The 24,832-nt window shown below is 62.9% G+C and carries 29 protein-coding genes; 16 read left to right on the top strand and 13 right to left on the bottom strand.

The window, feature by feature from the left end:
- Positions 1–93: 93 nt before the first annotated feature.
- From dapD to ACYG9V_RS05170, 3 genes are read left to right on the top strand one after another with little or no spacing between them, the layout of a single operon-like run.
- Positions 94–948 (top strand): 2,3,4,5-tetrahydropyridine-2,6-dicarboxylate N-succinyltransferase, encoded by an 855-nt coding sequence (gene dapD, locus ACYG9V_RS05180; RefSeq protein ID WP_023696035.1) that lies wholly within the window; start codon positions 94–96, stop codon positions 946–948.
- Positions 945–1,349: a DUF805 domain-containing protein gene (locus tag ACYG9V_RS05175; protein WP_081725464.1), complete on the top strand. Its 405-nt coding sequence runs from the start codon at positions 945–947 to the stop codon at positions 1,347–1,349. The genes dapD and ACYG9V_RS05175 overlap by 4 nt, the downstream gene beginning before the upstream one ends.
- Positions 1,350–1,370: 21 nt before the next feature.
- Positions 1,371–2,141, top strand: coding sequence for a hypothetical protein (locus tag ACYG9V_RS05170; protein WP_023703796.1), 771 nt, complete (start codon positions 1,371–1,373; stop codon positions 2,139–2,141).
- Between the two features lie 66 nt (positions 2,142–2,207).
- On the opposite strand, the gene ACYG9V_RS05165 is transcribed toward ACYG9V_RS05170, so the two are convergent.
- Positions 2,208–3,221 carry a 2-dehydropantoate 2-reductase gene (locus tag ACYG9V_RS05165; RefSeq protein ID WP_023703797.1) on the bottom strand — a complete coding sequence of 338 codons (1,014 nt, stop codon included), beginning with the start codon at positions 3,219–3,221 and terminating at the stop codon, positions 2,208–2,210.
- A 115-nt stretch (positions 3,222–3,336) separates the two neighbouring features.
- Between ACYG9V_RS05165 and dapE the strand changes: the two genes are divergently transcribed.
- Positions 3,337–4,527, top strand: a complete 1,191-nt coding sequence (gene dapE / locus ACYG9V_RS05160; RefSeq protein WP_023696037.1) for a succinyl-diaminopimelate desuccinylase — start codon at positions 3,337–3,339, stop codon at positions 4,525–4,527.
- A 2-nt stretch (positions 4,528–4,529) separates the two neighbouring features.
- Positions 4,530–5,135 (top strand): hypothetical protein, encoded by a 606-nt coding sequence (locus tag ACYG9V_RS05155; protein WP_023696038.1) that lies wholly within the window; start codon positions 4,530–4,532, stop codon positions 5,133–5,135.
- Here ACYG9V_RS05155 and truA read toward each other — a convergent pair.
- The 6 genes from truA to def all read right to left on the bottom strand — a co-directional run bounded on the left by truA (position 5,132) and on the right by def (position 8,731).
- A complete protein-coding gene (truA, locus tag ACYG9V_RS05150; protein WP_023696039.1) occupies positions 5,132–5,887 on the bottom strand; it encodes a tRNA pseudouridine(38-40) synthase TruA in 756 nt (251 codons plus the stop codon). The two genes, ACYG9V_RS05155 and truA, sit on opposite strands and share 4 nt — an antisense overlap.
- A gap of 11 nt (positions 5,888–5,898) precedes the next feature.
- Entirely contained in the window at positions 5,899–6,405 is a 507-nt protein-coding gene (locus ACYG9V_RS05145; RefSeq protein ID WP_023728813.1) for a GNAT family N-acetyltransferase, read from the bottom strand.
- Positions 6,402–7,352, bottom strand: coding sequence for a methionyl-tRNA formyltransferase (gene fmt, locus ACYG9V_RS05140; RefSeq protein ID WP_023696041.1), 951 nt, complete (start codon positions 7,350–7,352; stop codon positions 6,402–6,404). The genes ACYG9V_RS05145 and fmt overlap by 4 nt, the downstream gene beginning before the upstream one ends.
- 39 nt (positions 7,353–7,391) lie before the next feature.
- Complete coding sequence (locus ACYG9V_RS05135; RefSeq protein WP_352638569.1) at positions 7,392–7,817, bottom strand: type II toxin-antitoxin system VapC family toxin; 426 nt, start codon at positions 7,815–7,817, stop codon at positions 7,392–7,394.
- Positions 7,814–8,101: a hypothetical protein gene (locus ACYG9V_RS05130; protein ID WP_023696043.1), complete on the bottom strand. Its 288-nt coding sequence runs from the start codon at positions 8,099–8,101 to the stop codon at positions 7,814–7,816. The genes ACYG9V_RS05135 and ACYG9V_RS05130 overlap by 4 nt, the downstream gene beginning before the upstream one ends.
- A 99-nt stretch (positions 8,102–8,200) precedes the next feature.
- Entirely contained in the window at positions 8,201–8,731 is a 531-nt protein-coding gene (def, locus tag ACYG9V_RS05125) for a peptide deformylase (RefSeq protein WP_023673213.1), read from the bottom strand.
- A 103-nt stretch (positions 8,732–8,834) separates the two neighbouring features.
- On the opposite strand from def, the gene ACYG9V_RS05120 reads away from it, so the two are divergent.
- Positions 8,835–10,088 carry a DNA recombination protein RmuC gene (locus tag ACYG9V_RS05120; protein ID WP_023692996.1) on the top strand — a complete coding sequence of 418 codons (1,254 nt, stop codon included), beginning with the start codon at positions 8,835–8,837 and terminating at the stop codon, positions 10,086–10,088.
- 101 nt (positions 10,089–10,189) lie between these two features.
- Here ACYG9V_RS05120 and ACYG9V_RS05115 read toward each other — a convergent pair whose 3' ends face one another.
- The 4 genes from ACYG9V_RS05115 to ACYG9V_RS05100 form a co-directional block, all read right to left on the bottom strand.
- Positions 10,190–10,996: a class I SAM-dependent methyltransferase gene (locus ACYG9V_RS05115; protein ID WP_023673211.1), complete on the bottom strand. Its 807-nt coding sequence runs from the start codon at positions 10,994–10,996 to the stop codon at positions 10,190–10,192.
- A gap of 81 nt (positions 10,997–11,077) precedes the next feature.
- Positions 11,078–11,482, bottom strand: a complete 405-nt coding sequence (locus tag ACYG9V_RS05110) for a GFA family protein (protein ID WP_023673210.1) — start codon at positions 11,480–11,482, stop codon at positions 11,078–11,080.
- 77 nt (positions 11,483–11,559) lie between these two features.
- On the bottom strand, positions 11,560–12,513 hold the full coding sequence (locus tag ACYG9V_RS05105; RefSeq protein WP_023696044.1) for a cation diffusion facilitator family transporter: 954 nt from the start codon (positions 12,511–12,513) through the stop codon (positions 11,560–11,562).
- A gap of 112 nt (positions 12,514–12,625) precedes the next feature.
- The gene (locus ACYG9V_RS05100) at positions 12,626–13,435 is read right to left on the bottom strand and encodes a transglutaminase-like domain-containing protein (protein WP_023673208.1); all 810 of its coding nucleotides are present in this window, start codon (positions 13,433–13,435) and stop codon (positions 12,626–12,628) included.
- A gap of 213 nt (positions 13,436–13,648) precedes the next feature.
- On the opposite strand from ACYG9V_RS05100, the gene ACYG9V_RS05095 reads away from it, so the two are divergent.
- The gene (locus ACYG9V_RS05095; RefSeq protein ID WP_006200611.1) at positions 13,649–13,774 is read left to right on the top strand and encodes a hypothetical protein; all 126 of its coding nucleotides are present in this window, start codon (positions 13,649–13,651) and stop codon (positions 13,772–13,774) included.
- Between the two features lie 206 nt (positions 13,775–13,980).
- Positions 13,981–14,295 carry a quaternary ammonium compound efflux SMR transporter SugE gene (sugE, locus tag ACYG9V_RS05090; protein WP_023681326.1) on the top strand — a complete coding sequence of 105 codons (315 nt, stop codon included), beginning with the start codon at positions 13,981–13,983 and terminating at the stop codon, positions 14,293–14,295.
- Between the two features lie 85 nt (positions 14,296–14,380).
- Here sugE and ACYG9V_RS05085 read toward each other — a convergent pair whose 3' ends face one another.
- Positions 14,381–14,809, bottom strand: coding sequence for a DUF6481 family protein (locus ACYG9V_RS05085; protein ID WP_023673205.1), 429 nt, complete (start codon positions 14,807–14,809; stop codon positions 14,381–14,383).
- Positions 14,810–15,043: 234 nt separating this feature from the next.
- On the opposite strand from ACYG9V_RS05085, the gene ACYG9V_RS05080 reads away from it, so the two are divergent.
- The 7 genes from ACYG9V_RS05080 to pmtA all read left to right on the top strand — a co-directional run bounded on the left by ACYG9V_RS05080 (position 15,044) and on the right by pmtA (position 23,052).
- The gene (locus tag ACYG9V_RS05080) at positions 15,044–16,105 is read left to right on the top strand and encodes an LLM class flavin-dependent oxidoreductase (protein WP_023673204.1); all 1,062 of its coding nucleotides are present in this window, start codon (positions 15,044–15,046) and stop codon (positions 16,103–16,105) included.
- Positions 16,106–16,215: 110 nt separating this feature from the next.
- Entirely contained in the window at positions 16,216–17,385 is a 1,170-nt protein-coding gene (locus ACYG9V_RS05075) for an AI-2E family transporter (RefSeq protein ID WP_352764751.1), read from the top strand.
- A gap of 82 nt (positions 17,386–17,467) precedes the next feature.
- On the top strand, positions 17,468–17,671 hold the full coding sequence (locus ACYG9V_RS05070) for an arylamine N-acetyltransferase (protein WP_023681323.1): 204 nt from the start codon (positions 17,468–17,470) through the stop codon (positions 17,669–17,671).
- Between the two features lie 22 nt (positions 17,672–17,693).
- Positions 17,694–18,692 carry an LLM class flavin-dependent oxidoreductase gene (locus ACYG9V_RS05065; RefSeq protein WP_023673201.1) on the top strand — a complete coding sequence of 333 codons (999 nt, stop codon included), beginning with the start codon at positions 17,694–17,696 and terminating at the stop codon, positions 18,690–18,692.
- A 370-nt stretch (positions 18,693–19,062) separates the two neighbouring features.
- The gene (gene dnaK, locus ACYG9V_RS05060) at positions 19,063–20,979 is read left to right on the top strand and encodes a molecular chaperone DnaK (RefSeq protein ID WP_023819262.1); all 1,917 of its coding nucleotides are present in this window, start codon (positions 19,063–19,065) and stop codon (positions 20,977–20,979) included.
- A 219-nt stretch (positions 20,980–21,198) separates the two neighbouring features.
- The gene (gene dnaJ / locus ACYG9V_RS05055; protein ID WP_023681322.1) at positions 21,199–22,329 is read left to right on the top strand and encodes a molecular chaperone DnaJ; all 1,131 of its coding nucleotides are present in this window, start codon (positions 21,199–21,201) and stop codon (positions 22,327–22,329) included.
- 117 nt (positions 22,330–22,446) lie between these two features.
- Complete coding sequence (gene pmtA, locus ACYG9V_RS05050) at positions 22,447–23,052, top strand: phospholipid N-methyltransferase PmtA (protein WP_023687484.1); 606 nt, start codon at positions 22,447–22,449, stop codon at positions 23,050–23,052.
- Between the two features lie 95 nt (positions 23,053–23,147).
- On the opposite strand, the gene ACYG9V_RS05045 is transcribed toward pmtA, so the two are convergent.
- On the bottom strand, positions 23,148–24,056 hold the full coding sequence (locus ACYG9V_RS05045; RefSeq protein ID WP_023681320.1) for a LysR family transcriptional regulator: 909 nt from the start codon (positions 24,054–24,056) through the stop codon (positions 23,148–23,150).
- A gap of 122 nt (positions 24,057–24,178) precedes the next feature.
- Here ACYG9V_RS05045 and ACYG9V_RS05040 point away from each other — a divergent pair, with 122 nt between their 5' ends.
- The gene (locus tag ACYG9V_RS05040; protein WP_023687486.1) at positions 24,179–24,790 is read left to right on the top strand and encodes a LysE family translocator; all 612 of its coding nucleotides are present in this window, start codon (positions 24,179–24,181) and stop codon (positions 24,788–24,790) included.
- Positions 24,791–24,832 lie beyond the last annotated feature (42 nt).

Below are 24,832 nucleotides of genomic sequence, written 5' to 3'. Positions count from 1 at the left end.
TTGACCCCCAATACGCCTTAACATAGGGTCCGCGCGACTTTCAAAACAAGGTTAAGGCCGACGGCCTTAACAGCGTGGTAACGGAGCGAATTCATGTCGAAGCCTGATCTGGCCAGCCTCGAAAAGACCATCGAGAAGGCCTTCGAGGAGCGCGACACGATTTCGACCGCGACCCGTGGCGAAACGCGCGACGCCATCCAGTCCTCACTCGACCTGCTCGACCGTGGCACCGTGCGGGTCGCCGAGCGCCAGCCGGATGGCAAATGGCATGTCAACCAGTGGCTGAAGAAGGCGGTGCTGCTCTCCTTCCGGCTCTATCCGATGGAGATCATCAAGGGCGGCCCCGGGCAGGCGGTCTGGTGGGACAAGGTGGCGTCGAAGTTCGACGGCTGGAGCGCGGTCGACTTCGAGAAGGCAGGCTTCCGCGCCGTGCCGTCTTCGATCGTGCGCCGTTCTGCCTATGTCGCGCCGGGCGCGGTGCTGATGCCGTCCTTCGTCAATGTCGGCGCCTATGTTGACAGCGGCACCATGGTCGACACCTGGGCCTCGGTCGGCTCCTGCGCCCAGATCGGCAAGAATGTGCACCTCTCGGGCGGCGTCGGCATCGGCGGGGTGCTGGAGCCGATGCAGGCCGGCCCGACCATCATCGAGGACAATTGCTTCATCGGCGCGCGCTCCGAAGTGGTCGAGGGCTGCATCGTGCGCGAAGGCTCGGTGCTCGGAATGGGTGTGTTCATCGGCCAGTCGACCAAGATCGTCGACCGCGCCACCGGCGAAGTGTTTTATGGCGAGGTGCCGCCGAATTCGGTCGTCGTCGCCGGCTCGATGCCGGGCAAGGCCTTTCCGAACAACGAGCCGGGCCCTGGCCTCTACTGCGCCGTCATCGTCAAGCGCGTCGATGCCAAGACCCGGTCGAAAACCTCGATCAACGAACTGCTGCGTGATTGATCCTGTCCGAGCAACCAGAGCGCTCCAGATTGCCCAACACACCACCACTTCCCTGGCTTTTCTTCAGCCTCTCAGGGCGCGTCAGCCCAAGTGCCTACGTGCTCGCCGGGCTGCTGCTGGTGCTTGCACAGTTTTTCCCGCTCTACCAGTTGTCGAGACTGGAACCCGGCACCGCAACCAGCCAGAACTGGGCACTTGTGTTCTGGGTCGTTTTGCTGATCTCGACATGGTCGAGCTTTGCGGTAACCGCAAAGCGGTTTCATGATTTCGGCAAGCCGACTTATTACGCGTTGATCTCTCTTATCATCGGCCCCATTCTTCTCATCGTTCTAGCGTGTTTCCGCGGTGACCCCGGTCCGAACCGCTACGGCAAACGCAGCAACGCGCCGGCTGAACCATGAGCGCCGACCGGATATCTCGCCATGCGCTACCGCACGCTTGATCCGAAACTGATCATCGACACCGCCGAGCGGCTGGAAGAGCGCGTCGCCGAGCGTTTTCCCGATGCCGGCCTGCGCGGCGTCGCCGCCGAACTGGTGTCGCTGTCGCGCGACCTGGCCAAGGCGGCGCAGGCGCTGGAAGCGCCGATCTGGTGGCTGCGCGGCGCCATCGTCGCCGCTGTTGCCGCCGGCGCGCTGACCTTCCTATTCGTCGGCACCATCCTGCCGCTCATCCATATCTCGCAGGCCGACGATGCGGTGCAGTCGGTGCAAGGCATCGAAGCCACGATCAACATGATGATCCTTGCCGTGCTCGGCCTGCTGGCGCTGATCCGCACCGAGGAGCGCATCAAGCGCAAGCGGGTGTTTCGCCAGCTGCATGGGTTGAGATCGCTGATCCATGTCATCGACATGCACCAGCTGACCAAGGATCCGGCAGCATTGTCCGCCAATTTCAGGCCGACCGCGCATTCGCCGGCTCGCATCACCAATGCCGCCGACCTGGCGCGCTACCTCGACTATTGCTCGGAAATGCTGTCGATCACCGGCAAGATCGCGGCGCTGTTTGCGCAGTCCGTCAATGACGATGTGGTCATCGACGGCGTCAACGACGTCGAGAACCTGGCGTCCAACCTGTCGCGCAAGATCTGGCAGAAGATCACGCTGATCGAGAACCACCCGGCGGCGCAGCCCGTGCCGGCGCCAGGCCCGGCGAGCAAAGCGCCGGCTCCGAGGCGCGCACCAAAGCTGTGACGCGGCGGGCCCACGCGCCTGTTTTCGGGCTATGCGGGCCAAGGCCCGAGGCTCGCGGCAAGTAGACTATCCAGTGACGGCTTCCGGCGTCAGCCCGGGTGAGCCGCGCGTTTCCCGCTCGGCCTGCCGCACCAGCGCGGTGACCCGCTTCAGCAGAGGCGCCGGCGTGCCGGCCTTTTCGGCGAGGCTCAGGACGGCCCCCTGCAGGTCACCGATCTCGGTCGGCCGACCGCGCTGGAGGTCGTCCCACATCGACGAGCGCGCCTGCGGGTCGATGGCGAGCATGCGGCGGGCGACCAGCCGGAACAGCCAGTCCGGCAGCCGGAGCAGCTTCGGCAGCAGGCCGGGACGCAAGCCGCCGATCCGCGCCGGCGCGATATGTAACGCCTTCATCGCCGCCAAGGCCTCGTCGATCTGACCGGCCAGGATCCGCCGCCAGCGGCGGTCGGCAAGTTCGCTCGCCAGCGGCAGGCCGGACAAGGCGACAAGCGCGTTGTTGAGGTTGATCAGCAGCTTGCCCCACTGAACGGCTTTCATGTCGGGATGGGTTTCCACGCCAAGCCCTTCGACATCGAGAAGGCCGGCAAGGCCGGTCACGCCATCTTCGATCATGACCTTGCCGTTGCTGGCGCGATGCACGTGAAGCGGCAAATTGCCTATGGCCGACTGGACGACATTGAACGGCACCATGCCGGCGAGCACAGTCCGTCCACCGAGCCCGGCGCGTAACCGGTCGGCATTGCCGACGCCGTTCTGGAGGCTGACCACCACGACTTCGCCGCGCGCATGTCCGGCAACAAGCGACGCCATCTCCTCGGTAGCGCCGTTCTTGACCGTCACCAGCACCACGTCGGCACTGGCCAGGGCAGCGGCGGGATCGGTGGTGACGGACTCCGGCCGGATGGATCGGTCGCGATTATCGAGATCGGTGATGCGCAGGCCGCCGTCCAGCAAGACCGTCGCGATGCTTGGCCGCGCCAAAAACACCACCTTGCGTCCGGCCAGCGCCAGGCAGCCGCCGACATAGCAGCCTATGCTGCCGGCGCCGGCAATGACGATGGTCTTTTCGGCGTTGGCCATGCGATTATCTCGTGTTGGCCTGCACTATACGACAGGAAAACCATAATGTCGGCGGCAGGACCGGTCATCATCTCTGGCCGTGACAGGCCTTTCGCTTTCGACTATCGCTTTGCCCATGAAACTGCCGACCGATCCCGCCGCCAACCTCGCGACCCTCATACGCTGCGCCTCCGTAACGCCCGCCGAGGGCGGCGCGCTGGCTGCCCTGGAAGGCATGCTGAAGCCGCTCGGCTTTTCCGTCGAACGCCCGGTGTTTTCCGAAGACGGCACCCCCGACATCGAGAACCTCTACGCGCGTCGCTCCGGCAATGGGCCGCATCTGATGTTTGCCGGCCATACCGACGTGGTGCCGGCGGGCGACGAGGCGTCGTGGACGCATCCGCCCTTCGCCGCCGAGATCGCCAAGGGCGAGATGTATGGCCGCGGCGCCGTCGACATGAAGGGCGGCATCGCCTGTTTCATCGCCGCCGTGGCGCGCCATGTCGAGAAAAAGGGTGGTCCGAAAGGCTCGGTCTCGCTGCTGATTACCGGCGACGAGGAGGGGCCGGCGATCAACGGGACGACAAAACTGCTCGACTGGGCGGCGGCCAAGGGCGAGAGATGGGACGCCGCGATCGTTGGCGAGCCGACCAATCCGGACACGCTCGGCGACATGATCAAGATCGGCCGGCGTGGCTCGATGTCTGGCAGTGTCACGGTCAACGGCCGCCAGGGCCATGTCGCCTATCCATTGCTCGCCGACAATCCGGTGCGCGGCCTGATCAGCCTGGTCGACGCCTTGCTGTCGCCCGTCTTCGACAAGGGCACGAAGGATTTTCAGCCGACCAATCTGGAAGTGACCTCGATCGATGTCGGCAACCCGGCGACCAATGTTATTCCGGCCAAGGCGACAGCCACCTTCAACATCCGCTTCAACGACACATGGACTGCCGAGACGGTGCAGGCCGAGATCCATAACCGCCTCGACCAGGCGGCGAAGCGCAAGAAATACCGGACCGGCAAGACGCCGGTCGACTACGAGCTGATCTGGCGCGACCGGCCGAGCCATGTCTTCCTGACGCGCGACGACAAGCTGATCGAGACGCTGCGCGGCTCGATCAAGGCGACGGTCGGCAAGGAGCCGGCGCTGTCCACCTCGGGCGGAACCTCGGATGCGCGTTTCATCAAGGACTATTGCCCGGTGGTCGAGTTCGGCCTCGTCGGCAAGACCATGCACATGGTCGACGAGCGCGTCGCACTGGCCGACCTCGAGACGCTGACCCAAATCTACCAGCGCTTCATCGATGACTGGTTCGAGCAGGGCTGATCATGCTTTCGGTTGACGAGACCTCTTCATCGCTTAACGGCGCCTGGCGGCTGATGCTCGGAAAGGCCGACGGCTTGCGGCTGCTCGACCTTTCGGCGGACGGCTTCTGGAATTCCTTCTTCGCCATCGTCGTCGCCGCGCCGGCGATGATCGTCGGCTGGGTCGGCACGGCCAACGAGATCGGCGATCCCAATGCGTTCGCCGGTCGGCTGGGCATGTTGGTTCGCCTGGCGACCGTCGACCTCGGCTCGTGGCTGCTGCCCCTGTTTGTGCTTGCCCTGGTCGCATCGCGCGCCGGCATTGGCGACCGCTTCGTCCACTATGTCGTCGCCAGCAACTGGGCGTCGGCGATCACCGCCTGGATGCTGCTGCCTTCAGCGCTGATCAGGCTTTTCCTGCCGTCCGGCAACCCGGTTGCCGAATTGGTGTGGCTGGTTCTGGTGGTGCTTTCGCTGGTACTCTCCTGGCGGATGACCAACGCCGCGATCGGCAAGGGCGCGGCTGTCGGCAGCGCCGTGTTCGCAGGCATGTTGGTGGTGTCTCTGGCCGTGTTGTTCGGCCTGGTGGCGCTGCTCGGCATCACTGTGCCGACCGCCGCTCCGGCCTAGAACTTTTCCGGATAGTCTACACCGACGAGAAAAAGCCCGTCGGGCGGCGCCACCTGGCCGCAGGCGGCGCGGTCTTGTGCAGCGAGCGCGGCCTTGAGGTCGGCGGCGGTCCAGCCGCCGTCGCCGACGCGTTTCAGCGAACCGACCATGGAGCGCACCTGGTTGTGCAGGAAAGAGCGCGCCGAGGCCCTGACTTCGATCAGGTCGCCCTGGCGGCTTACATCGAGCAGCTCCAGCGTCCGCACCGGACTGTTGGCCTGGCATTGCGTCGAGCGGAAGGTGGTAAAGTCATGTCGGCCGAGCAGGACTTTCGCCGCTTCGTGCATGGCGTCCGCATCGAGCCGCTTCGGCACCCACCAGACCTTGCCCTTTTCCATCGCTGCAGGCGCGCGCCGGTTGAGGATGCGGTAGAGATAGTGCCGTCCGCGGGCCGAGAAACGGGCGTCGAACTCATTGGGGACAACCGTCGCCTGCAGGATGGCGATGCGCGCGCCCGCCGCCTGCAGGTGCGCGTTGACGGCGTCGCGCACCTTGTCGTTTGGCCATGCCTTGGCGAGGTCGACATGCGCCACCTGGGCGGTCGCATGCACCCCGGCGTCGGTGCGGCCGGCGGCGCGTATCCGCACCGCCTCACCGCAGAATTTCTCGATCGCCTGCTCTATCGCCTGCTGCACCGAAGGCTGATCCGCCTGGTGTTGCCAGCCGGCGAAGAGGCTGCCGTCATATTCGATATCGAGACGAAAACGCGGCATACACCCTTCGTTCAGGCGGCGAGTGCGGTAAAGGCCTGGGCGTAGACCAGTTTGCCTTTTTCGGGTGCGTCACCCCAGGCCAGCGCCTGCAGCGCTTCGCCCTGATATTCGCTCTCGAACTTTTCGGCCCGCGCATGATTGTAGCCGAAGCGGCCGTAATAGGCCGGATCGCCCAACACAACGGCGAGCGTCTCGCCGGCATCCCTGAGGCGGATATGCGCCTCGCGGATCAGCGCACCGCCAATGCCCGAGCCGTGGAACGAAGGTTCCACCGCCAACGGCGCCAGCGCCACGGCTGCAAACTGCTTGCCGCCGTTCTGAACGAACAGCCTGGAAAACAGGATGTGGCCGACCACCTGGCCGTCTTCTTCCGCCACCAGTTCGACAACGGCGTCGCCGCCGGTGACCAGAGCGTCGACCAGCCCGGCCTCCGCCTGCTGGCCGAATGCGTGTTCCTCGACCAGGCGTATAGCCTCGCGGTCCCGCGGCGTCGCGCCGCGTATCGACATCATGCTCATGAGAACTTCATTCCTTTTTCGATCTTGGCCCCGCGCAGAAACTCCTGCGCGGCAGCAGGCTTTCCGCCCGCCCGTTGAACTTCGACCAGCCTGACCGCGCCCGACCCGCAGGCGACCGTCAGCCGGTCATCGAGAATTCCTCCCGACTCGCCCATGCTTTCAGAAAGCGTACCTTCAGAAAGCGTCGAGCGAAGCAGTTTCAGCCGTTCCGTGCGGCCGCCGATGTCGGCCTCGCACCAGGCGCCCGGGAATGGCGACAGCCCGCGAATGTGATTGTGGACCTCCGCAGCCGGGCGCGTCCAGTCCACACGTGTCTCCGACTTATCGATTTTCCTGGCGTAGGTCACCCTGTCAGCCGCCTGCAAAGTCGATGCCAGGGTATTTGTCTCCAATCGGGACAGCGCTTCCACCATCAGCGTGGCAGCAATATTCATCAAGCGGTCGTGCAGATCGCCGGCGGTCATGTCGGGCTCTATGGCGCATTTTTCAACCAGTGCCACCGGACCGGTGTCCAGGCCCTCTTCCATGCGCATCACCATCATGCCGGTTTCGACGTCGCCGGCCATAATGGCGCGCTGGATGGGAGCTGCACCACGCCAACGCGGCAAAAGCGAGGCGTGGCCGTTGAGGCAGCCGAGGCGCGGAGCCTCCAAAATACCCTTCGGCAACAGCAAACCATACGCGACGACGACCGCGACATCGGCACGCAACGCATAGAAAGCAGCTTGCTCGGCCTCGCCCTTCAGCGACAGCGGCGTGCGCACTTCGATGCCCAGCCGCTCAGCCTCGCGCTGCACCGGCGACGGTGTCAGCTCCAGCCCGCGGCGGCCCGCGGCGCGCGGCGGCTGGGTGTAGACGGCTGCTATCTCGTGCCCGGCCTCGGCAATCGCGCGCAGCACCGGCACCGAAAACTCCGGCGTGCCCATGAAGATGACGCGAAGCGGCATTTTTCGTCCAGTATCCTGTTCTGCGCGCGGCAGGTCCGCTCAAGCGTCTGCTTCAAACGGGTTTACGATCTTGAGGTCAAGCTCTTCGAAGTCCTTAATATTGCGCGTCGCCAGCATAGCGTCGTGCGACAGGCAGATGGCAGCGATCACGGCATCGGAAAGGCTGATCGGCCGGCCGATAGTTTCCCGCATTGCCCGGAGCTTGCCCGCCAGACGGGGAATGGGACCGGCAAATTCGACGACACGTCCCGAAAACTGCTTCGAAACCAGGTGGTCAAGTGCACGGACGTGGCGGTCCGAGCCGGTCTTGTTGAGAAACCTTTCGGCTCCAAAGGACTGCTCCATGACAACAGGACCGCAGAGATAGAGGTCGAGCAGGTCCTGTCTGCCAAACCACTTAGCGACGTTTGGATCGGGCGCGGGCCGGCTCGCTTCCGAGACGACATTGGTATCGAGGATTATCACTCGAAATTCTCAATGGTGCGGCCAAAGTCGCGTTTCCGTTCCGCTTCGATCTCATCCATCATCTGCGCAAATTCGTCGCTGATTGCATTTTCCGAGGCGAAGGCAGCGCGAATCGCATCCCAAGCCGTGAGTCCAGGCTCGGCCTTGCCTTCTTTTTCCGCAACCATGCCTTTTCGCAACAGATCGATCGCCTTGATCGAGAGGCTTTGGCCGCCCTTGCGTGCCGCATGCTCGATTTCACGCTTCAACGGCTCGGGAATATCTCTGATCAACATATCGCCCATCTGAGTCTCCAGTCTGATATCAATGATATCACGCAAGGAAGCGTCTCTCAATAGGGGCGGGTCGAGACGGGATTTTGTGCGAGTCGCCGAAAGCAGGGCCTATCCCACCAGCTTGCCCGGCGCCTTGTCCTTGGCGAGCTTCTTGAACTTCTTGACCACCATGTCGCGCTTCAGCTTCGAGATGTGGTCGATGAACAGCACACCGTTGAGATGGTCGATCTCGTGCTGCAGGCAAGTCGCCATCAGGCCTTCGGCCTCGATCTCCTGCAGCTTGCCGTCGCGGTCGAGATATTTCACGCGCACCGAGGCGGGACGCTCGACCTCGGCGTAATAGTCCGGGATCGACAGGCAGCCTTCCTCGTAGACCGAGCGGGCGTCGGCGCTTTCGAGGATTTCGGGATTGATGAAGACATGCGGCGCCGGCGGCTCGTCTTCCTTGGCGAGGTCGATGACCAGCATGCGCAGCGGCTCGCCGATCTGGATTGCGGCCAAACCGATGCCCGGCGCATCATACATCGTCGCCAGCATGTCGTCGGCCAGTTTGCGCAAAGGCGCGTCGACGCGTTCGACTGGTTTGGAAACCTGGCGCAGGATGGGATCGGGAAGGATGATGAGCGGCTTGATCGACATGGCGCCTCACCTAAAACGTCGCAGGAGAAGCGTCAACCGGTGCGAATCGGTCTCGTTCACGTTTTGATCTGTGCCAGGTCTGCGAATCGGCTATGCTGGCGGGATGAACGACCTGAGCACCATCCTTTCCGAACCCGTTGCCCGGCTTGGCGCCACGACGATCACGCTCGGCCATGCACTGGCCCTCGGCGCGCTGGTGTTTCTCGGCCTGTTCCTGGCGCTTGTCGTGGCGCTGTGGCGATCGGCCAAGGCGCGCACCATCGCCGCGGCGGAAGCCGCCGACCACGCCCGCGACGCCGAGGCGCGGATGGCCGGCATTTTGCAAAGCCAGGCCGAGATGCAGGGCCGCATGGGCGCCATCGCCGACGTGTTCGGCGCAAGGCAGGCCGAACTCAACCAGTCGATCGGCCAGCGCCTCGACGCCATGACCGGCAGGCTCGGTCAAACCATGACCGAACAGACCAAATCGACGCATGAGAGCCTCGCCAAACTGCAGGAACGGCTGGCGGTCATCGACACCGCGCAAGGCAACATTCAGTCGCTGGCCGGCCAGGTCGTGCAATTGCAGGCGATCCTGTCCAACAAGCAGACGCGCGGCGCCTTCGGCCAGTCGCGCATGGAGGCGATCGTCGCCGACGGCCTTCCGATGGGCGCCTACGAGTTCCAGGCAACGCTGTCAAACGGCAGCCGTCCCGACTGCCTGGTCAGGATGCCGAACGGTGCGCCGCAGCTTGCCATCGACGCCAAGTTTCCGCTGGAAGCCTGGAACGCCATCCGCGCCGCCGATGGCGCCGAACAACAGAAGATCGCGGCCCAGGCTTTCCGCCGCGACATCGAAATTCACGTCCGCGATATCTCGGAAAAATACCTGATCCAGGGCGAGACGCAGGACACCGCCTTCATGTTCGTGCCGTCGGAATCGGTGTTCGCCGAAATCCACGAGAATTTCGACGCCGTGGTCCAGAAGGCGCACCGGGCGCGTGTCATCATCGTCTCACCGTCGCTTTTGATGCTGTCGATCCAGGTCATCCAGGCCATCCTCAAGGACGCCCGCATGCGCGAACAGGCGCATCTGATCCAGGGCGAGGTGATCCGGCTGATGGAAGACGTCGCGCGCGTCGACGAACGCGTGCGCCGGTTGCAGACGCATTTTGGCCAGTCGGCCAAGGATATCGACGAGATACTGGTGTCGACGTCGAAGGTGACCAAGCGCGGCCAAAAGATCGAAGCGCTGGAGTTTGGCGAAAGCGAAGCCGAAGTGCGCGGTGGCGGACCCGCCAAGGCCGAAGCCGGAGTGCGGGTGGCGGATTCCAAGACGGGGCAGCTCAGGCTACGTGTCGTCGAAGGCGACGATTAAAGCGCGTCGCGCTGAACGGATTCATACGACGCGCTTTAAAAGTCTTTGTTTTGATGCATGTCGTTGTCCCAGAACCGCGGCACACTTCTGGGCGCCATGCATTAGACCGTAGCCACGATCACGTGCGCCTGGATCTTGGCCGCAACCTCGCCGCTGCCGTGTCTGGCTGCAATCACGGACGCGGCGTGATCGGTTGCGGCTTCCAGTTTTCCTCTAGCCTCGATTTCGTTGCGAAGCGGAGTTCCCTGGCAATAGGCAACCGCCGGAAGGCGCGGCGAGGAGGCACGGCTTTGTTCGGCCCTCGTGTCGATCACCACACGGGAGAAACCTGCGGCTTCCAACTCGCCGCGGATCAATGCAATGTCATTGTAGCCGTGCGGCGTGCGGGCGAGAAAGCGGGGCGGATCGTTCGGAAAAATCTCCGCAAGAGCATTCGTCACATCATTGGCGAATACATTCTCTTCGATGCGATCCCACACGTTGAACAGGAAATGGCCGCCGGTCTTCAGGACCCGCTTTGCTTCGCGATAGCCGGCGGCTCGGTCGGGAAAGAACATCGCGCCGAACTGACAGCAAACGAGATCGAAAGCCGCATCTTCGAACGGCAGCGCCAGAGCATCCGCCTGACGCCATTGTATACGACTGTCGGGAGCTTGTCGCGAGGCCGCGTAGTCGAGCATAGGCTGGTTGAGGTCGGTCACGACATAGCTTGCGCCGGGAGACAGTTTTGGAGCCAATGCGCGGGTGACAACGCCGGTACCGGCGGCGACTTCCAGGACGGCGCCGGGCGACAAGGACGCTGCCCGTCGTGCCAAATCCGCGGCGAACGGCTCGAAGATCAGCGGCACCATGTAATGGTCGTAGTTTTCCGGAATCGAGCCGGCAAACACTTTGTCCGTTTCCGACATTGCTATCCCCCGCCATCCGTTTGATGGCTAGCCTAGCACATTATTGGCTGGTTTGGGCCGCGTTTAACCGGGAGGCAGGTGCTACTGCGCCTCTACGATGCTTACGCCCTCGAATTCCGGAAGCCAGTGCAGGGCCGATCGGTGCCATTTCTGTTGGGTCGGAACGAGATCCTCGCGTTGCCGCGCGGTCCCCGCCCTGATCCCATAGACCTTCGGCCCGTCGCCAACCGACGTTGCGTAAAGATGGGAACCGCAGTCGCCGCAGAACGCCTGGGCACGCTTGGCGCCGCTCGATCCCGTCTTGATATAAACCTTCGGTGTGCCCTTTGTGATCCTATAATGATCCTCAGGCGCGGGAACAGTGACACGAAAGGCGGTACCGGTCAGTTGCTGGCAGTCGGTGCAATGACAGATAGAGGTCTTTTCCGGGTCGACGTCTGCTTCATAAGTTATGGCGCCGCAATGGCACCCACCATCGATTTTCATCGTTGATTCTCCGAAATCCGTCGGGTGATCTTAGCGGGACCAGGCGATGGCGCCAACGGTGGACTGCTGGTCCAGAACTAGTCCGACGCCGCCTCGACCTGCTTGCGCCGGTGCTCCCAGGTTCCGGTCGTCTGCGGCTTGACGAACAGTCTGGTGATCTCCGGCATTTCTTTTTTCAAGAGCGCCTCGATGCGCTCGACACAGGCTTCGATCTCAGGCGCCGTCAGATGGTCCTCGAATTCGATGCTCAGCCCAGCGACGATCTGTTGCGGGCCGAGATGGACGGTGAGAACGCCGTTGGCCCGCTGCACTGCCGGATCCTGCTGGGCGATGGCCAGCACCTTGGCCTGCACTTCCGGCGAGGCCGGCTCACCGATGAGCAATCCCTTGCTTTCGCGCGCCAGAAAGATGGCGGTGGCGCCGAGGATCATCGCGATGCCGATCGAGGCGACGCCGTCGAGCTCGGGCATGTCGAGGAGTTCGGCCGCCAATATGCCGGCGAAGGCGACGAACAGACCGAGCAGGGCGGCGCTGTCCTCGAACAGGATCGTGTAGACGCTCGGATCCTTGCTCGATTGCACGGCCTGCAGCCAGCCTTGGTTGCCCTTCTGCTGGCGGAACTCCTTCAGCGCCACGTACCAGGAGCTGCCCTCGAACAGCATTGAGAGGCCCAGCACAATGTAGTTGATTTTGGGATTGGCGACCGGCTGAGGCGCCATGATGTGGACGACGCCTTCATAGAAGGACACGCCAGCGCCGAGCGCAAAGACGAGCAGGGCGACAATGAAGCTCCAGAAATACAGCTCGCGGCCATGGCCGAGCGGGTGCGTGCGGTCCGGCGGACGGGCGGCGCGGTGCATGCCGTAGAGCAGCAGCCCGCCATTGCCGGTATCCACCAGCGAGTGCACGCCTTCCGACAGCATCGCCGAGCTGCCGGTGAAGAAGGCGGCGACGAATTTGGTCATAGCAATAGCTAAATTACCGGCGAGCGCCGCGTAGATGACCGTCTTCGACCCGCCATGCGCTGCCATGCTGTCCCTCCAAGGCGCCCAATGTAACGGCCTGCCGCCGAGCTCCACAGGCATCACAACGCACGAATCGCCTGGTCGTTCAGGTTGAAGGCCAGCTTGCGGAAAGACGCCCCTATTCGATGATCTCGTCCGTCCACACCTTGAAACCAGCCAGCGTGCCCGGTCCGAAGATGTGGGTCAGCGGCACGTCGGCGGCGTCGCGACCCGACGCGATCAGGATGCGGCCGATGCGTGGCGAATTGTTGCGCGGGTCAAAGACATGCCAGCGGCCACCGAGATAGACCTCCATCCAGGCTGCGAAATCCATGCTCGCCCAAGGTTTGGGCAGGCCGATGTCGCTGATGTAGCCGGTGCAGTAGCGGGTCGGGATGTTTAGCGCACGGCAGAAGGTGACGGCGAGGTGGGCAAAGTCACGGCAGACGCCGCTTTGCTCGCGATAGGCTTCGGCCGCGGTGCGCGTCGGTCGGGCATTGCCGTAGCTGAAGACGATGTGGTTGTGGACGAAATCACAGACCGCCTGGACGCGGGCAATACCGAGCGGCGTATGCCCGAACAGCCGCCAGGCTTCGCTGGCCAGCAGATCGCTCTCGCAAAAGCGGCTGGGCAACAGGAACAGCAATGTGTCCGACGGCAGGTCGCGAACCTCATGCTGCCAGGCCATCAGGTCGCCCATCTCGAAGGTACCGGGGTCGCGGATTACCGAATCGGTGCCGAAGGTGAAGCGCCCGGGCGGGGCGACGAAACGGTTGCACCAATTGCCGAAACTGTCGCGGTAGCTCTGGATCGGCACCGGCGGGCTGGAGGTCAGGAAATCCGGGCGCTCGAGATCGGAGGCCCTGGAGTAGTGGACGTTGAGCATCGCGATGAGCGGCGTTTCCTGCGGAAAATCGAAACTCATCTCGCTGCCGATGCGGATTCGCATTGTCGTCCTGACCGCACTGCCTGATCATCGCCGGGCGAAGGCATGGCCGATGCTGCAGTGCGAAGGCAACCATGGCACGGACCGGAATGGTTTACGAGCAAATTAGAAACCGGTTGAAAGCGGCCCGACGGCGCCGGCGACAGACGCCCGCCCCCTTGCAGTCCGGCGTTTCTCTTGTTTCACTTGGCCTCCCAGCAACTGGAGGAGCGAATCATGGCTAAAGGTGCGATGAAGGCGGGCAAGGAAGCTCGGAAGCCGAAAAAAGACGCCAAGAAGCCCGCAGCGGCTCCGGCACTCAAGGCGCCGCCCGTCAAGGCGATGAGGCTCAAGGAAAAGTAAGCCCGCCTCGGAAGATCTTGGACGGTTGAAATCCGGACAACCGTTTCGGCGCAGATTTTGACACCGGCGGCATGAACGATGCGGCCGGTGTTTTTGTTGATCGCACCGGCGCAGCCGCTTATACCGAAGCGGCGAGGACGACCTCGCGCCTTTCTCAAAAGTCCGGCCGGGACGCCCCGCCATCCTCATGGAAGGAGTGCATCCCGATGTCGTGGATTTTTCTGTTCTTCGCTGGTCTGTTCGAAATCGGCTGGGCGATCGGCCTCAAATACACTGACGGCTTCTCGAAGCCGCTGCCGACGGTGCTCACTGTCGCCTCGATGATCATCAGCCTCGGGTTGCTCGGCCTGGCGCTCAAGACGCTGCCTGTCGGGACGGCCTATGCGGTGTGGACCGGCATCGGCACGGTCGGCACGGCGCTGCTTGGCATCTGGCTGCTGGGCGAGCCGGCGACGGCCATCCGGCTCGCCTGCATTGCGCTCATCGTCTGCGGCATTATGGGGCTGAAGCTCGCCGCCTGAGCAAAGCAACCAAGGAAATCGACGCACAAACACATTCAGGGCCGCTGGAAGGCGACCCTGATGTCCGATCGTTTCGATCGAAGCGTTAGCGGGCGGAGAAGCCCGGAGGCGTCCTGCCGGTACGCTGCTTGCGGGCCGCATAGCGTGCGTCGCGCTTGGCCTTGCGTTCGGCTTCGTCGGCCAGCAAACGGGCAATGCGCTCGTTTTCTTCGGCTTCCTTGATCTTCGCTTCAGCCTGCGCTGCCTCTTCGGCCGCAATACGCGCCGCTTCGGCTGCTGCCTCGCGCTCGGCCTTCTCGACCGCCTCGCGTGCCAGCTTTTCCTGCTTCAGCCTGGCCTTTTCGGCCTCGCGTATCTCGCGAGCCTCAAGAATCGCCTTGCGTTCGGCTTGTTTGGCCAGAACCGCAGGATCATCAGCCGCCGGCTTTGACTTGAAGCGCTCCAGAAGCGCCTTCTTTGCCTCGTTCGCGGCATTGCGCCGCTCGAAAATGTCTTTTTCCCTGTAGATAGCCAAGTCCACTTCCCTGAAGTCAATTCGCGACGCTTACATACGCGCGAAAACCGAGAGTTCAAGCGCCAAAACGGTATGCCAGCCATGAAAGTTTATGCTGTTGCAGCCGGGAGACGCGTTTTCCCTGAAACAAAGCCGGCCGAAACCGACATGCACTGTTCACCATCCGCCCCTCTGGCGGCCGGGGCGGCTCGCCGCTACCTCTAGCGGCAAATCAGAACATTTGGATGACATGCCATGGAACTCGGTCTCTACACTTTCGCCGACGTCAGCCCGGAGCCCGGCCCCGGCGCGATCGGCCCGCATCAGCGACTGCGCAATCTGATCGAGGAGGTCGAGCTGGCCGACCAGGTCGGCCTCGACGTCTTTGGTCTGGGCGAACATCACCGCCCCGACTATGCCGCGTCCGCGCCGGTGGTGGCGCTGGCCGCTGCCGCCGAACGCACCAAGCGCATCAAGCTGACCAGCGCGGTCACCGTGCTGTCCTCCGACGATCCGGTGCGCGTCTTCCAGCAGTTCGCAACGCTCGACCTTTTGTCGGACGGCCGGGCCGAGATCATGGCCGGGCGCGGCTCGTTCATCGAATCCTTCCCGCTGTTCGGCTACAATCTCGAGGACTATGACGAGCTGTTCGCCGAAAAGCTCGATTTGCTGCTGGCCATCCGCGATAATGTAAATGTCACCTGGTCCGGCAATCTGCGCGCGCCCATCAACGACCGCGGCGTCTATCCGCGGCCGCTGCAGGACAAATTGCCGATCTGGATCGCAATAGGTGGAACGCCGCAATCTGCGGCGCGCGCGGGCGTGCTCGGCCTGCCGCTGGCGCTGGCCATCATCGGCGGTGAGCCGGCGCGGTTTGCACCGCTGTTCGACATTTATCGCGATGCCGCCAGGCGGGCCGGTACCGACCCCTCGGGCCTTGCCACCAGCATCAATGTGCACGGCTTCATCGCCGGGACCACTGAACAGGCGGCCGACGATTTCTACGGCCCGCAGGCCGAAGTGATGAACCGCATCGGCCGCGAGCGCGGCTGGGGCCCGACCTCGCGGGCGCATTTCGATCAGTCGCGTGGTCCGAACGGCGCGCTGTTCGTCGGTAATCCGGAGCAGGTGGCGGAAAAGATCGTCGCCCAGCACAAGATCTTCAACAATGACCGCTTCCTGCTGCAGATGGCGATCGGCGCCATGCCGCACGCCAAGATCATGAAGGCGATCGAACTGTACGGCACCAAGGTGGCGCCGATCGTGCGCAAGGAGACCGCCAAGCCCGGCGTCGCCGTCGCAGCGCCAGCCGCCTGAGCGACGGGCGGCCCGGATTGAGGGCCTTGCCGGCTAACGGAACCTTGGGCTTGCAGAGGCGTTTCCGTCAGGGGAATGCACCAATTGCGGTGCGCCGCTGAGGGAAAATCATGAAAGCCGAACCCGCCGCTTTGGGTGCTGGCCTTGCCGAAACCGAAGAGGCGAGAGTTGTGGCGCGTGCCGACACGCATCTGATGCGTTCGCTGCTCATCGGGATCTTCCTGTTCATGGCCATCTACGCGCTGTATTTCGCGCGTGCTTTCTTCATGCCGGTCATCCTCGCCTTCCTGCTGACGCTGACGCTGACACCAATCGTGCGCTTCCTGCGCAAGCGCGGCATTCCGGAAGTGGTTTCGGCGACAATGTTGGTCGTGCTGTCGATCTGCGTCTTCGGCGTTGCCGGCTATCTGCTCAGCGGCCCGGTCATCGACCTTCTCAACAACACCTCGTCGATCGGCCAACAACTTACCGAACGGCTGGCGCAATTACGGCGTCCGCTCGAGAGGATCATGCAGATCTCGCATCAGATCGAACAGATGACGGAGACCTCGCAGGAGCCGGGCATCCAGAAGGTGGCGATGGCACAGTCCGGCGTCCTGTCGGCCGCCGCCAGCAACGTCCTGTCGGCGGGGACAAGCCTGACCATCATCTTCGTGCTGTCGCTGTTCCTGCTGGCGTCAGGCACGATGTTCTATGAGAAGATCATCCAGTCCTTCGCCAGCCTCAGTGAGAAGAAGCGGGCCTTGCGCGTCGTCTATGACGTCGAGCGCGAAATCTCGCATTATCTGCTCACCGTCACCGTCATCAATGCCGGTCTCGGCGCGGTTATCGGCCTTGGCCTGTGGGCGCTCGGCATGCCCAACCCGCTCGTCTGGGGAACGATGGCGGCGCTGCTCAACTTCCTGCCCTATGTCGGCGCGCTGATCACCATCGTGCTGGTCAGCGTCATTGCGATGATCAGCTTCGACTCGATCACCTACGCCCTTTTGGCGCCGGGCTTCGTGCTTTTGTGCGACATCGTCGAAGGCCAGTTCGTTACGCCGATGGTTGTCGGCCGACGCCTCGAGATCAACGCCGTGGCGATCTTCATCGCCATCGCCTTCTGGTCTTGGCTTTGGGGCTTTGTCGGCGCGCTGATGGCGGTGCCGCTGCTGGTCGTCGTCAAAGTGTTCTGCGATCATTTCGATGGCCTCAGCCATGTCGGCAATTTTCTCGCCGCACAGCAGACGGCCGTGGTGGAGGAGGAAGCGGCCGAAGAGAACGGAAAGGACGCGCCATAAGCTTGCCGCGCCTGTCCGTCATCCCGCATTTGTTGTCTTCAGGCGGAGTGCCTATATCGAGCCGGTCAAGCCGGACCCTGCGATGAACGATGCCTCCTTCGACCTCGATTCCTATTTCGACCGCATCGGCTATCGCGGTCCGATCGATGCGTCGCTCGACACGCTGAGCGCGCTGCATCGCCAGCATCCGCAGGCGATCCCGTTCGAGAATCTGGACCCGTTGCTTGGTGCCAGCTCGACATCGTCATTCCCGACCGCGCCTTCGAAACCAGGGTCAGGCAGTTGAACATCGTAAAGGCTTGAGGCCCATGACCGCACTTTCCGTTCTCGACCTGTCGCCGATCGTCGAAGGCAGCGACGCCTCGCAATCGCTGGCAAATTCGCTCGACCTGGCCCGCCATGCCGAGCGGCTCGGCTACAGGCGCTACTGGCTGGCCGAGCACCACAACATGCCGGGCATCGCCAGCGCGGCGACCGCCGTGGTCATCGCCCATGTCGCCGGCGGCACCAAGACCATCCGCGTTGGCGCCGGTGGCATCATGCTGCCCAACCATGCGCCGCTGGTGATTGCCGAGCAGTTCGGCACGCTGGCGGCACTGCACCCCGGCCGCATCGACCTCGGCCTCGGCCGCGCGCCCGGCACCGATATGGGAACAGCGCGCGCGCTGCGCCGCAATCTCGAGGCGTCAGACAATTTCCCCCAGGATGTCGTCGAGCTGATGGGCTATTTCCAGCCGGCCGCGGAAGGCCAGCGTATCCACGCCGTGCCCGGCGAAGGCCAGAAGGTGCCGGTCTGGATCCTCGGTTCCAGCCTCTATGGCGCGCAGCTCGCCGCCATGCTCGGCCTGCCCTATGCGTTTGCCTCGCATTTCGCGCCGGCCGAACTCGACCATGCGCTGGAGATCTACCGTTCGCGCTTCCAGCCTTCGGAACAGCTGGACAAGCCCTATGTCATGCTCGGCCTCAACGTTTTCGCCGCACCGACCGATGGAGAGGCCAAACTGCTGTTCACCTCGTTGCAGCAGGCCTTCGTCAATCTGCGCACCGGGCGGGCCGGCCGCCTGCCGCCGCCGGTCGAGGGCTATGACCAGACGCTCGAGCCGATGGCAAAAACCATGATTTCGCAGGCGCTGTCCTGCGCCGTCGTCGGCTCTCCCGAAACCGTCCGGCAAGGCATAGACGCGTTCGTGCGCCGCACTGGCGCAGACGAGCTGATGGTGACCGCGCAGATCTTCGACCATGCGGCACGCGTGCGCTCGTTCGAAATCCTGGCCGAGGCGCATAAATCGCTGTCGCAGGCCGCGTGACGCTTTTGCCTGTGTCTGCTGTGGGCAGGCGCCTTCCTCAGCCAGGAGCCGCCTCTCTCACGCATAGGTGACGTTTTCTTGTGGTTTCGAAGCCCTGACTGGGCGCTTCGCCGGGGGATCGCGCAGATCCTGGGGTTTGAGCGCGGTTTGAGCACATCCGGGCCGCCGGGCGGCTGTTCAAAGGCGCCAAGCGCGGCGCGGTGGATGCCATGCGCAGAATGCTTGCGCCCGATGCCGCCTGTTCTTATATACGCGCCAAGCCGCCCAGTGCCGGAATGCCGGTTGCCGGAGCGGAATTTCTTGTGAACAGGGGCTTTCGTCGGAACGCCTTACGGGTCCTGAGAGCCTGCTTAGCGGAGAGACTAGAAAAATGGCAAAAGTAATCGGTATCGATCTCGGCACCACCAACTCCTGCATCGCCATCATGGATGGCAAGGAGCCCAAGGTCATTGAAAATGCGGAAGGCGCGCGCACGACGCCTTCCATCGTCGCCATCTCGGGCGACGGCGAACGTCTCGTCGGCCAGCCGGCCAAGCGCCAGGCGGTCACCAATCCTGAAAACACCATCTTTGCGGTCAAGCGCCTGATCGGCCGCCGCTATGACGACCCGGTGACGGAGAAGGACAAGAAGCTTGTCCCCTACAAGATCGTCAAGGGCGACAATGGCGATGCCTGGGTCGAGGCCGGCGGCAAGAAGCAGTCGCCCAGCCAGATCTCGGCCATGATCCTGCAGAAGATGAAGGAAACGGCGGAGGCCTATCTCGGTGAGAAGGTCGAGAAGGCGGTCATCACCGTTCCGGCCTATTTCAATGACGCCCAGCGCCAGGCCACCAAGGACGCCGGCAAGATCGCCGGCCTTGAGGTGCTGCGCATCATCAACGAGCCGACGGCTGCAGCACTTGCCTACGGCCTCGACAAGAAGGATGGCAAGACCATTGCCGTCTATGACCTTGGCGGCGGCACGTTCGACATTTCGGTGCTCGAAATCGGCGACGGCGTGTTCGAAGTGAAGTCGACCAATGGCGACACCTTCCTCGGCGGCGAGGATTTCGACATGCGTCTCGTCGAATATCTGGCGGCCGAGTTCAAGAAGGAACAGGGCATCGACCTGAAGAACGACAAGCTTGCGCTGCAGCGCCTCAAGGAGGCGGCTGAAAAGGCCAAGATCGAGCTGTCGTCGACGACGCAGACCGAAATCAACCTGCCCTTCATCACCGCCGACGCGACCGGCCCCAAGCACCTGACGCTGAAGCTGACCCGCGCCAAGTTCGAGCAGCTGGTCGACGATCTCGTCCAGCGCACCATCGAGCCCTGCAAGGCGGCGCTCAAGGATGCCGGGCTGAAGGCTGGCGAGATCGACGAAGTGGTCCTGGTCGGCGGCATGACCCGCATGCCCAAGATCCAGGAGATCGTGAAGCAGTTCTTCGGCAAGGAGCCGCACAAGGGCGTCAACCCGGATGAAGTCGTCGCTTTGGGCGCCGCCATCCAGGCCGGCGTGCTGCAGGGCGACGTGAAGGACGTGCTGCTGCTCGACGTGACGCCGCTGTCGCTCGGCATCGAGACGCTGGGTGGCGTGTTCACCCGCCTGATCGAACGCAACACGACCATCCCGACCAAGAAGAGCCAGGTGTTCTCGACCGCTGAAGACAGTCAGTCGGCCGTGACCATCCGCGTCTTCCAGGGCGAGCGTGAAATGGCTGCCGACAACAAGGCGCTCGGCCAGTTCGACCTGGTCGGCATTCCGCCGGCGCCGCGCGGCGTGCCGCAGATCGAGGTCACTTTCGACATCGACGCCAACGGCATCGTCAACGTTTCGGCCAAGGACAAGGGCACCGGCAAGGAGCACCAGATCCGCATCCAGGCCTCTGGTGGCCTTTCGGACGCCGACATCGAGAAGATGGTCAAGGACGCCGAAGCCAATGCCGAGACCGACAAGCAGCGGCGTGCTTTGGTCGAGGCCCGCAACCAGGCCGAGGCGCTGGTGCACTCCTCCGAGAAGTCGCTGAAGGAATATGGCGACAAGGTTTCGGAAACCGAGCGCACGGCGATATCGGAGGCTATCGCGGCGCTGAAGGCTGCTGCCGAAGGCGACGATGCCGCCGACATCGAGGCCAAGTCGCAGACGCTTGCCGAAGCATCCATGAAGCTCGGCCAGGCCATGTACGAAGCTTCGCAGAAGGAAGCGGCGGAAGCCGACGCCAAGGCGGACGCGGCCAAGGATAGCGATGTGGTCGACGCCGATTTCGAGGAAATCGACGAAAACGACGAGAAGAAGAAGTCGGCCTGACCGGTTGACGGCAAATAAAGCGGAAAGCCCGGCGCAAAGCCGGGCTTTTTTGCAACCCTCGCTGAAAAAGTGCGGGCCTTGCCGAAAAAGTCACTGAAAAACACAGGCACAAGCGCGCCGGCCCTAGCATCCGGGCAGCACCGCTCCTAAATCGAGACAACGTGCCGGCAAACGACGCAACATGCATCAAGACGTTGAGCATCCGGACTGCGGGAAAAGATGAAAGCTGATTTCTACGAGACGCTGGGCGTGCAAAAGGGCGCCGACGAGAAGGAGCTCAAGAGCGCTTTCCGCAAGCTGGCCATGCAGTTCCATCCCGACCGCAATCCCGGCGATCACTCATGCGAGCATAAGTTCAAGGAAATCAACGAAGCCTACGAAACGCTGAAGGACCCGCAGAAGCGCGCGGCCTATGACCGTTTCGGTCACGCCGCCTTCGAGCAGGGCGGCATGAATGGCGGCGCGCAAGGTTTTGGCGCCGGCGGCTTCGCCGACATTTTCGAAGATATTTTCGGCGACATGATGGGCGGGCGCCAGCGCCGCTCGTCGGGCGGCCGCGAACGCGGCGCCGATTTGCGCTACAATATGGAAATCACGCTGGAAGAAGCGTTTGCCGGCAAGACCGCGCAAATCCGCGTGCCGGCCTCGATCTCATGCACGGAATGCTCCGGGACCGGCGCCAAGCCCGGCACCCAGCCGGTGACCTGCTCGATGTGCCATGGCCACGGCAAGGTACGAGCGACGCAAGGCTTCTTCTCGATCGAGCGTACATGCCCGCAATGCCAAGGCCGCGGCCAGACGATCAAGGACCCGTGCCCGAAATGCGCCGGCCAGGGCCGCGTCACCGAGGAACGCTCGCTGTCGGTCAATATCCCGGCCGGCATCGAGGACGGCACCCGCATCCGGCTTGCCAATGAGGGCGAGGCGGGCCTGCGCGGCGGCCCATCGGGCGACCTCTATATTTTCCTGGCGGTGAAGCCGCATGAATTCTTCCAGCGCGACGGCGCCGATCTCTACTGCAAGGTGCCGATATCGATGACGACGGCCGCCCTTGGCGGCTCGTTCGAGGTGACGACGCTGGACGGCAGTCAGACCAAGGTGAAAGTGACCGAAGGCACGCAGAACGGCCGCCAGTTCCGCCTCAAGGGCAAGGGCATGCCGGTGCTGCGCCAGCCCAATGTCGGCGACCTCTATATCCAGACCGCGGTCGAAACGCCGCAAAACCTGTCGCGCCGCCAGCGCGAGCTGCTGGAAGAGTTCGAGCAGCTGTCGTCGAAGGACAATTCGCCCCAGTCGAGCGGCTTTTTCGCCCGCATGAAGGACTTTTTCGAATCCTTCGGCGAGCACTGAACCCAAACCAAGGCCGCCACGCTTCCCGAACGTCATCAACATCTTATGCCAGATCGCGCCTTGCCTTGGACCTGTTAGCTGCTAAGTAGCGTTCGGGGAGTGTTGAGGAGAACTTGCATGGCACGTGGTCCGGGATTGCGGAAGGCGCTGGCGGAAAAGTTCGACGACGAACTCAAATTCTTCAAAGGCTGGATCGACAAGCCGAAGTCGGTCGGTTCGATCGTGCCGACAAGCTCCATCACCGCCCGCAAGATGGCTTCCATCGTCAATCCGAAGTCCGGCCTGCCGGTGCTTGAAGTCGGACCCGGCACAGGCGTCATCACCCGTGCAATCCTCGCCCAGGGCGTTAAGCCCGAAAACCTGTACGCGGTCGAATATTCCACCGATTTCGTGCGCCATCTGCGCCAGCTCTACCCCGGCGTCAACGTCATCGAGGGCGATGCCTTCAATCTCAACGCCACGCTTGGCGAGAAGAGCGGGATGGTTTTCGATTCCGTCGTCTCCGGCGTGCCGCTGCTCAATTTTCCGGTCGCACAGCGGATCGCCTATATTGAAAGCCTGCTAGACCGCATCCCGGTTGGACGGCCGATCGTGCAGCTGACCTATGGGCCGTTGTCGCCGATCCCGCCCGGCCGCGGCAATTACACGGTCAAGCATTTCGACTTCATCTTCCGCAACATCCCGCCGACGCAGCTGTGGATCTACCGGCGCGAAGCGCATTAGCTGGTATTGGGGGCGGGAGAAGTCTCTGGCGCCTTGTAGAGGATCGACGTCTCCCGAAGGAAGCTCGATTGAGGGTCGATCCACATCCTTGACTGTTATCCGCCTCGCAAACTCGTGGCGACCTCTCTGATCGCCGCGCACATGGCCCGCACGGCCGTTGCTTCGGCGCTGCTGGAGAACAGAAGCAGCAGAGGCCGACGCGCACGCGGCTCCAGAGGACGCCTCGCGACGGTTCGCTGCCAATCGGCCGGAAACGCCAGGCCTGGCGCAATCGACAAACCGCGCCCGGCCCCAACCAGAGCAAGCAGCGCCGCCATATCGCTCGCCGACAGGATGACAACTGGCGCAACGCCAAAATCCTGGAACAATTCGGCAAGCATTGGTCCGCAGCCGCCGCTCGACATGATGAATGGCTGGCCGTCGAGAGCGCGGATCGGAAATGACCCGCCTTGGACTGAGTTCTTTTGCGATGACGCCACAAAGAGTTCGTCGTCGACAAGTTCCTCGGCTTGGCAATTGCCGGCGATGTAGGACAGTCCAATATCGGCGGCACCGCGATCGACCCACTCCGCCACCTCGGTATCCGTGCCCAAGAGCAGTTCGACAGCAAGCTCCGGGTGCCGGACGGAAGTAATGTTCAACGCATATGGAGCAATCTTTACCGAGGCGCTGCTGACCAGCGCGAGCCGTACTCTGCCTTTGATGGAGTGTTCCCGTAGGCCGACAAGACGGCCTAAAGCATGCAAAGCGGCGCGCGCCGCGTCCAAAGCCGCCTCGCCGGTTGCGGTGAAAGCGACACCGCGCCGATCACGTATGACGAGGGGCGCGCCAACGATCTCCTCCAGCGCCTTCATTGCATGGCTTATGGCCGATTGAGAAAGACAGAGCCGCTCGGCGGTTTTGGTGAAGCTGCGCGTCTCGCTGAGCGATGTCAGGACGCGCACCATCGTGATGTTGATATTAGCTTTGTTCATGGCTGCCGAAATATCTTTCATTTCGCTCATATTAAAGAGCGCTGTAGGTTTTGTGAAGGTGAGGGAAACGACCCTCGAAATCGGCGAGCGGCTTTCCTGGCCTCTCCGGCATGCAGGCGTGCGGTACGACGAGACTGAAACTGGAGTATCGCATGAGCTACCTTCCGCAATTCCTGACCCTTGCTTCGGTCTTCCTGCTCGGCGCCATGAGCCCAGGACCCGATTTTGTAGCCGTGACTTCCCATGCGCTGATCAGCCGTCGCGCGGGGTTCCATGTGGCGCTTGGCATTGCCGCAGCGATCATGGTGTGGGCGGCTCTCGCGATGTGTGGCCTGGGCCTCGTACTGACGCAGATTGCATGGGCTCACCTTGCCGTCCGGATCGCCGGTGCCGTGTATCTCGGTTACCTGGGCAGCAAGATCCTTTTGTCGGCTTGGCAGGCGCGGCCACCGCTGGCCGTCGGTGGCGCAGAGACTACGGCTCCTTGGCGAAGCGGATTCGTTGTCGGAATTACAAATCCGAAGACGGCCGCGTTCTTCGCGAGCCTGTTCATATCGGTATTGCCGATGCAGGCTCCGATCTGGGTCCAGGCAGTGTCGCTGGCCATAATCGGGCTGGTCGCGATGGCGTGGTTTGGGCTTGTCGCGCTAATGTTCTCCACAAGAAGGGTTCGGTCGGTATATGGCAGCGTCCGCAGGCCGATAGATGCCTTGCTCGGAGTTGCACTCATCGCGCTGAGTGCAAGAATTGCGGTCACCCACTAGCAATAGCCCAGCTGCTCGGCACACCTTCGCGCGCTTGCCCCC

Source organism: Mesorhizobium sp. W016, from assembly GCF_054719485.1.
This window is presented reverse-complemented; position numbering and strand designations above follow the sequence as displayed.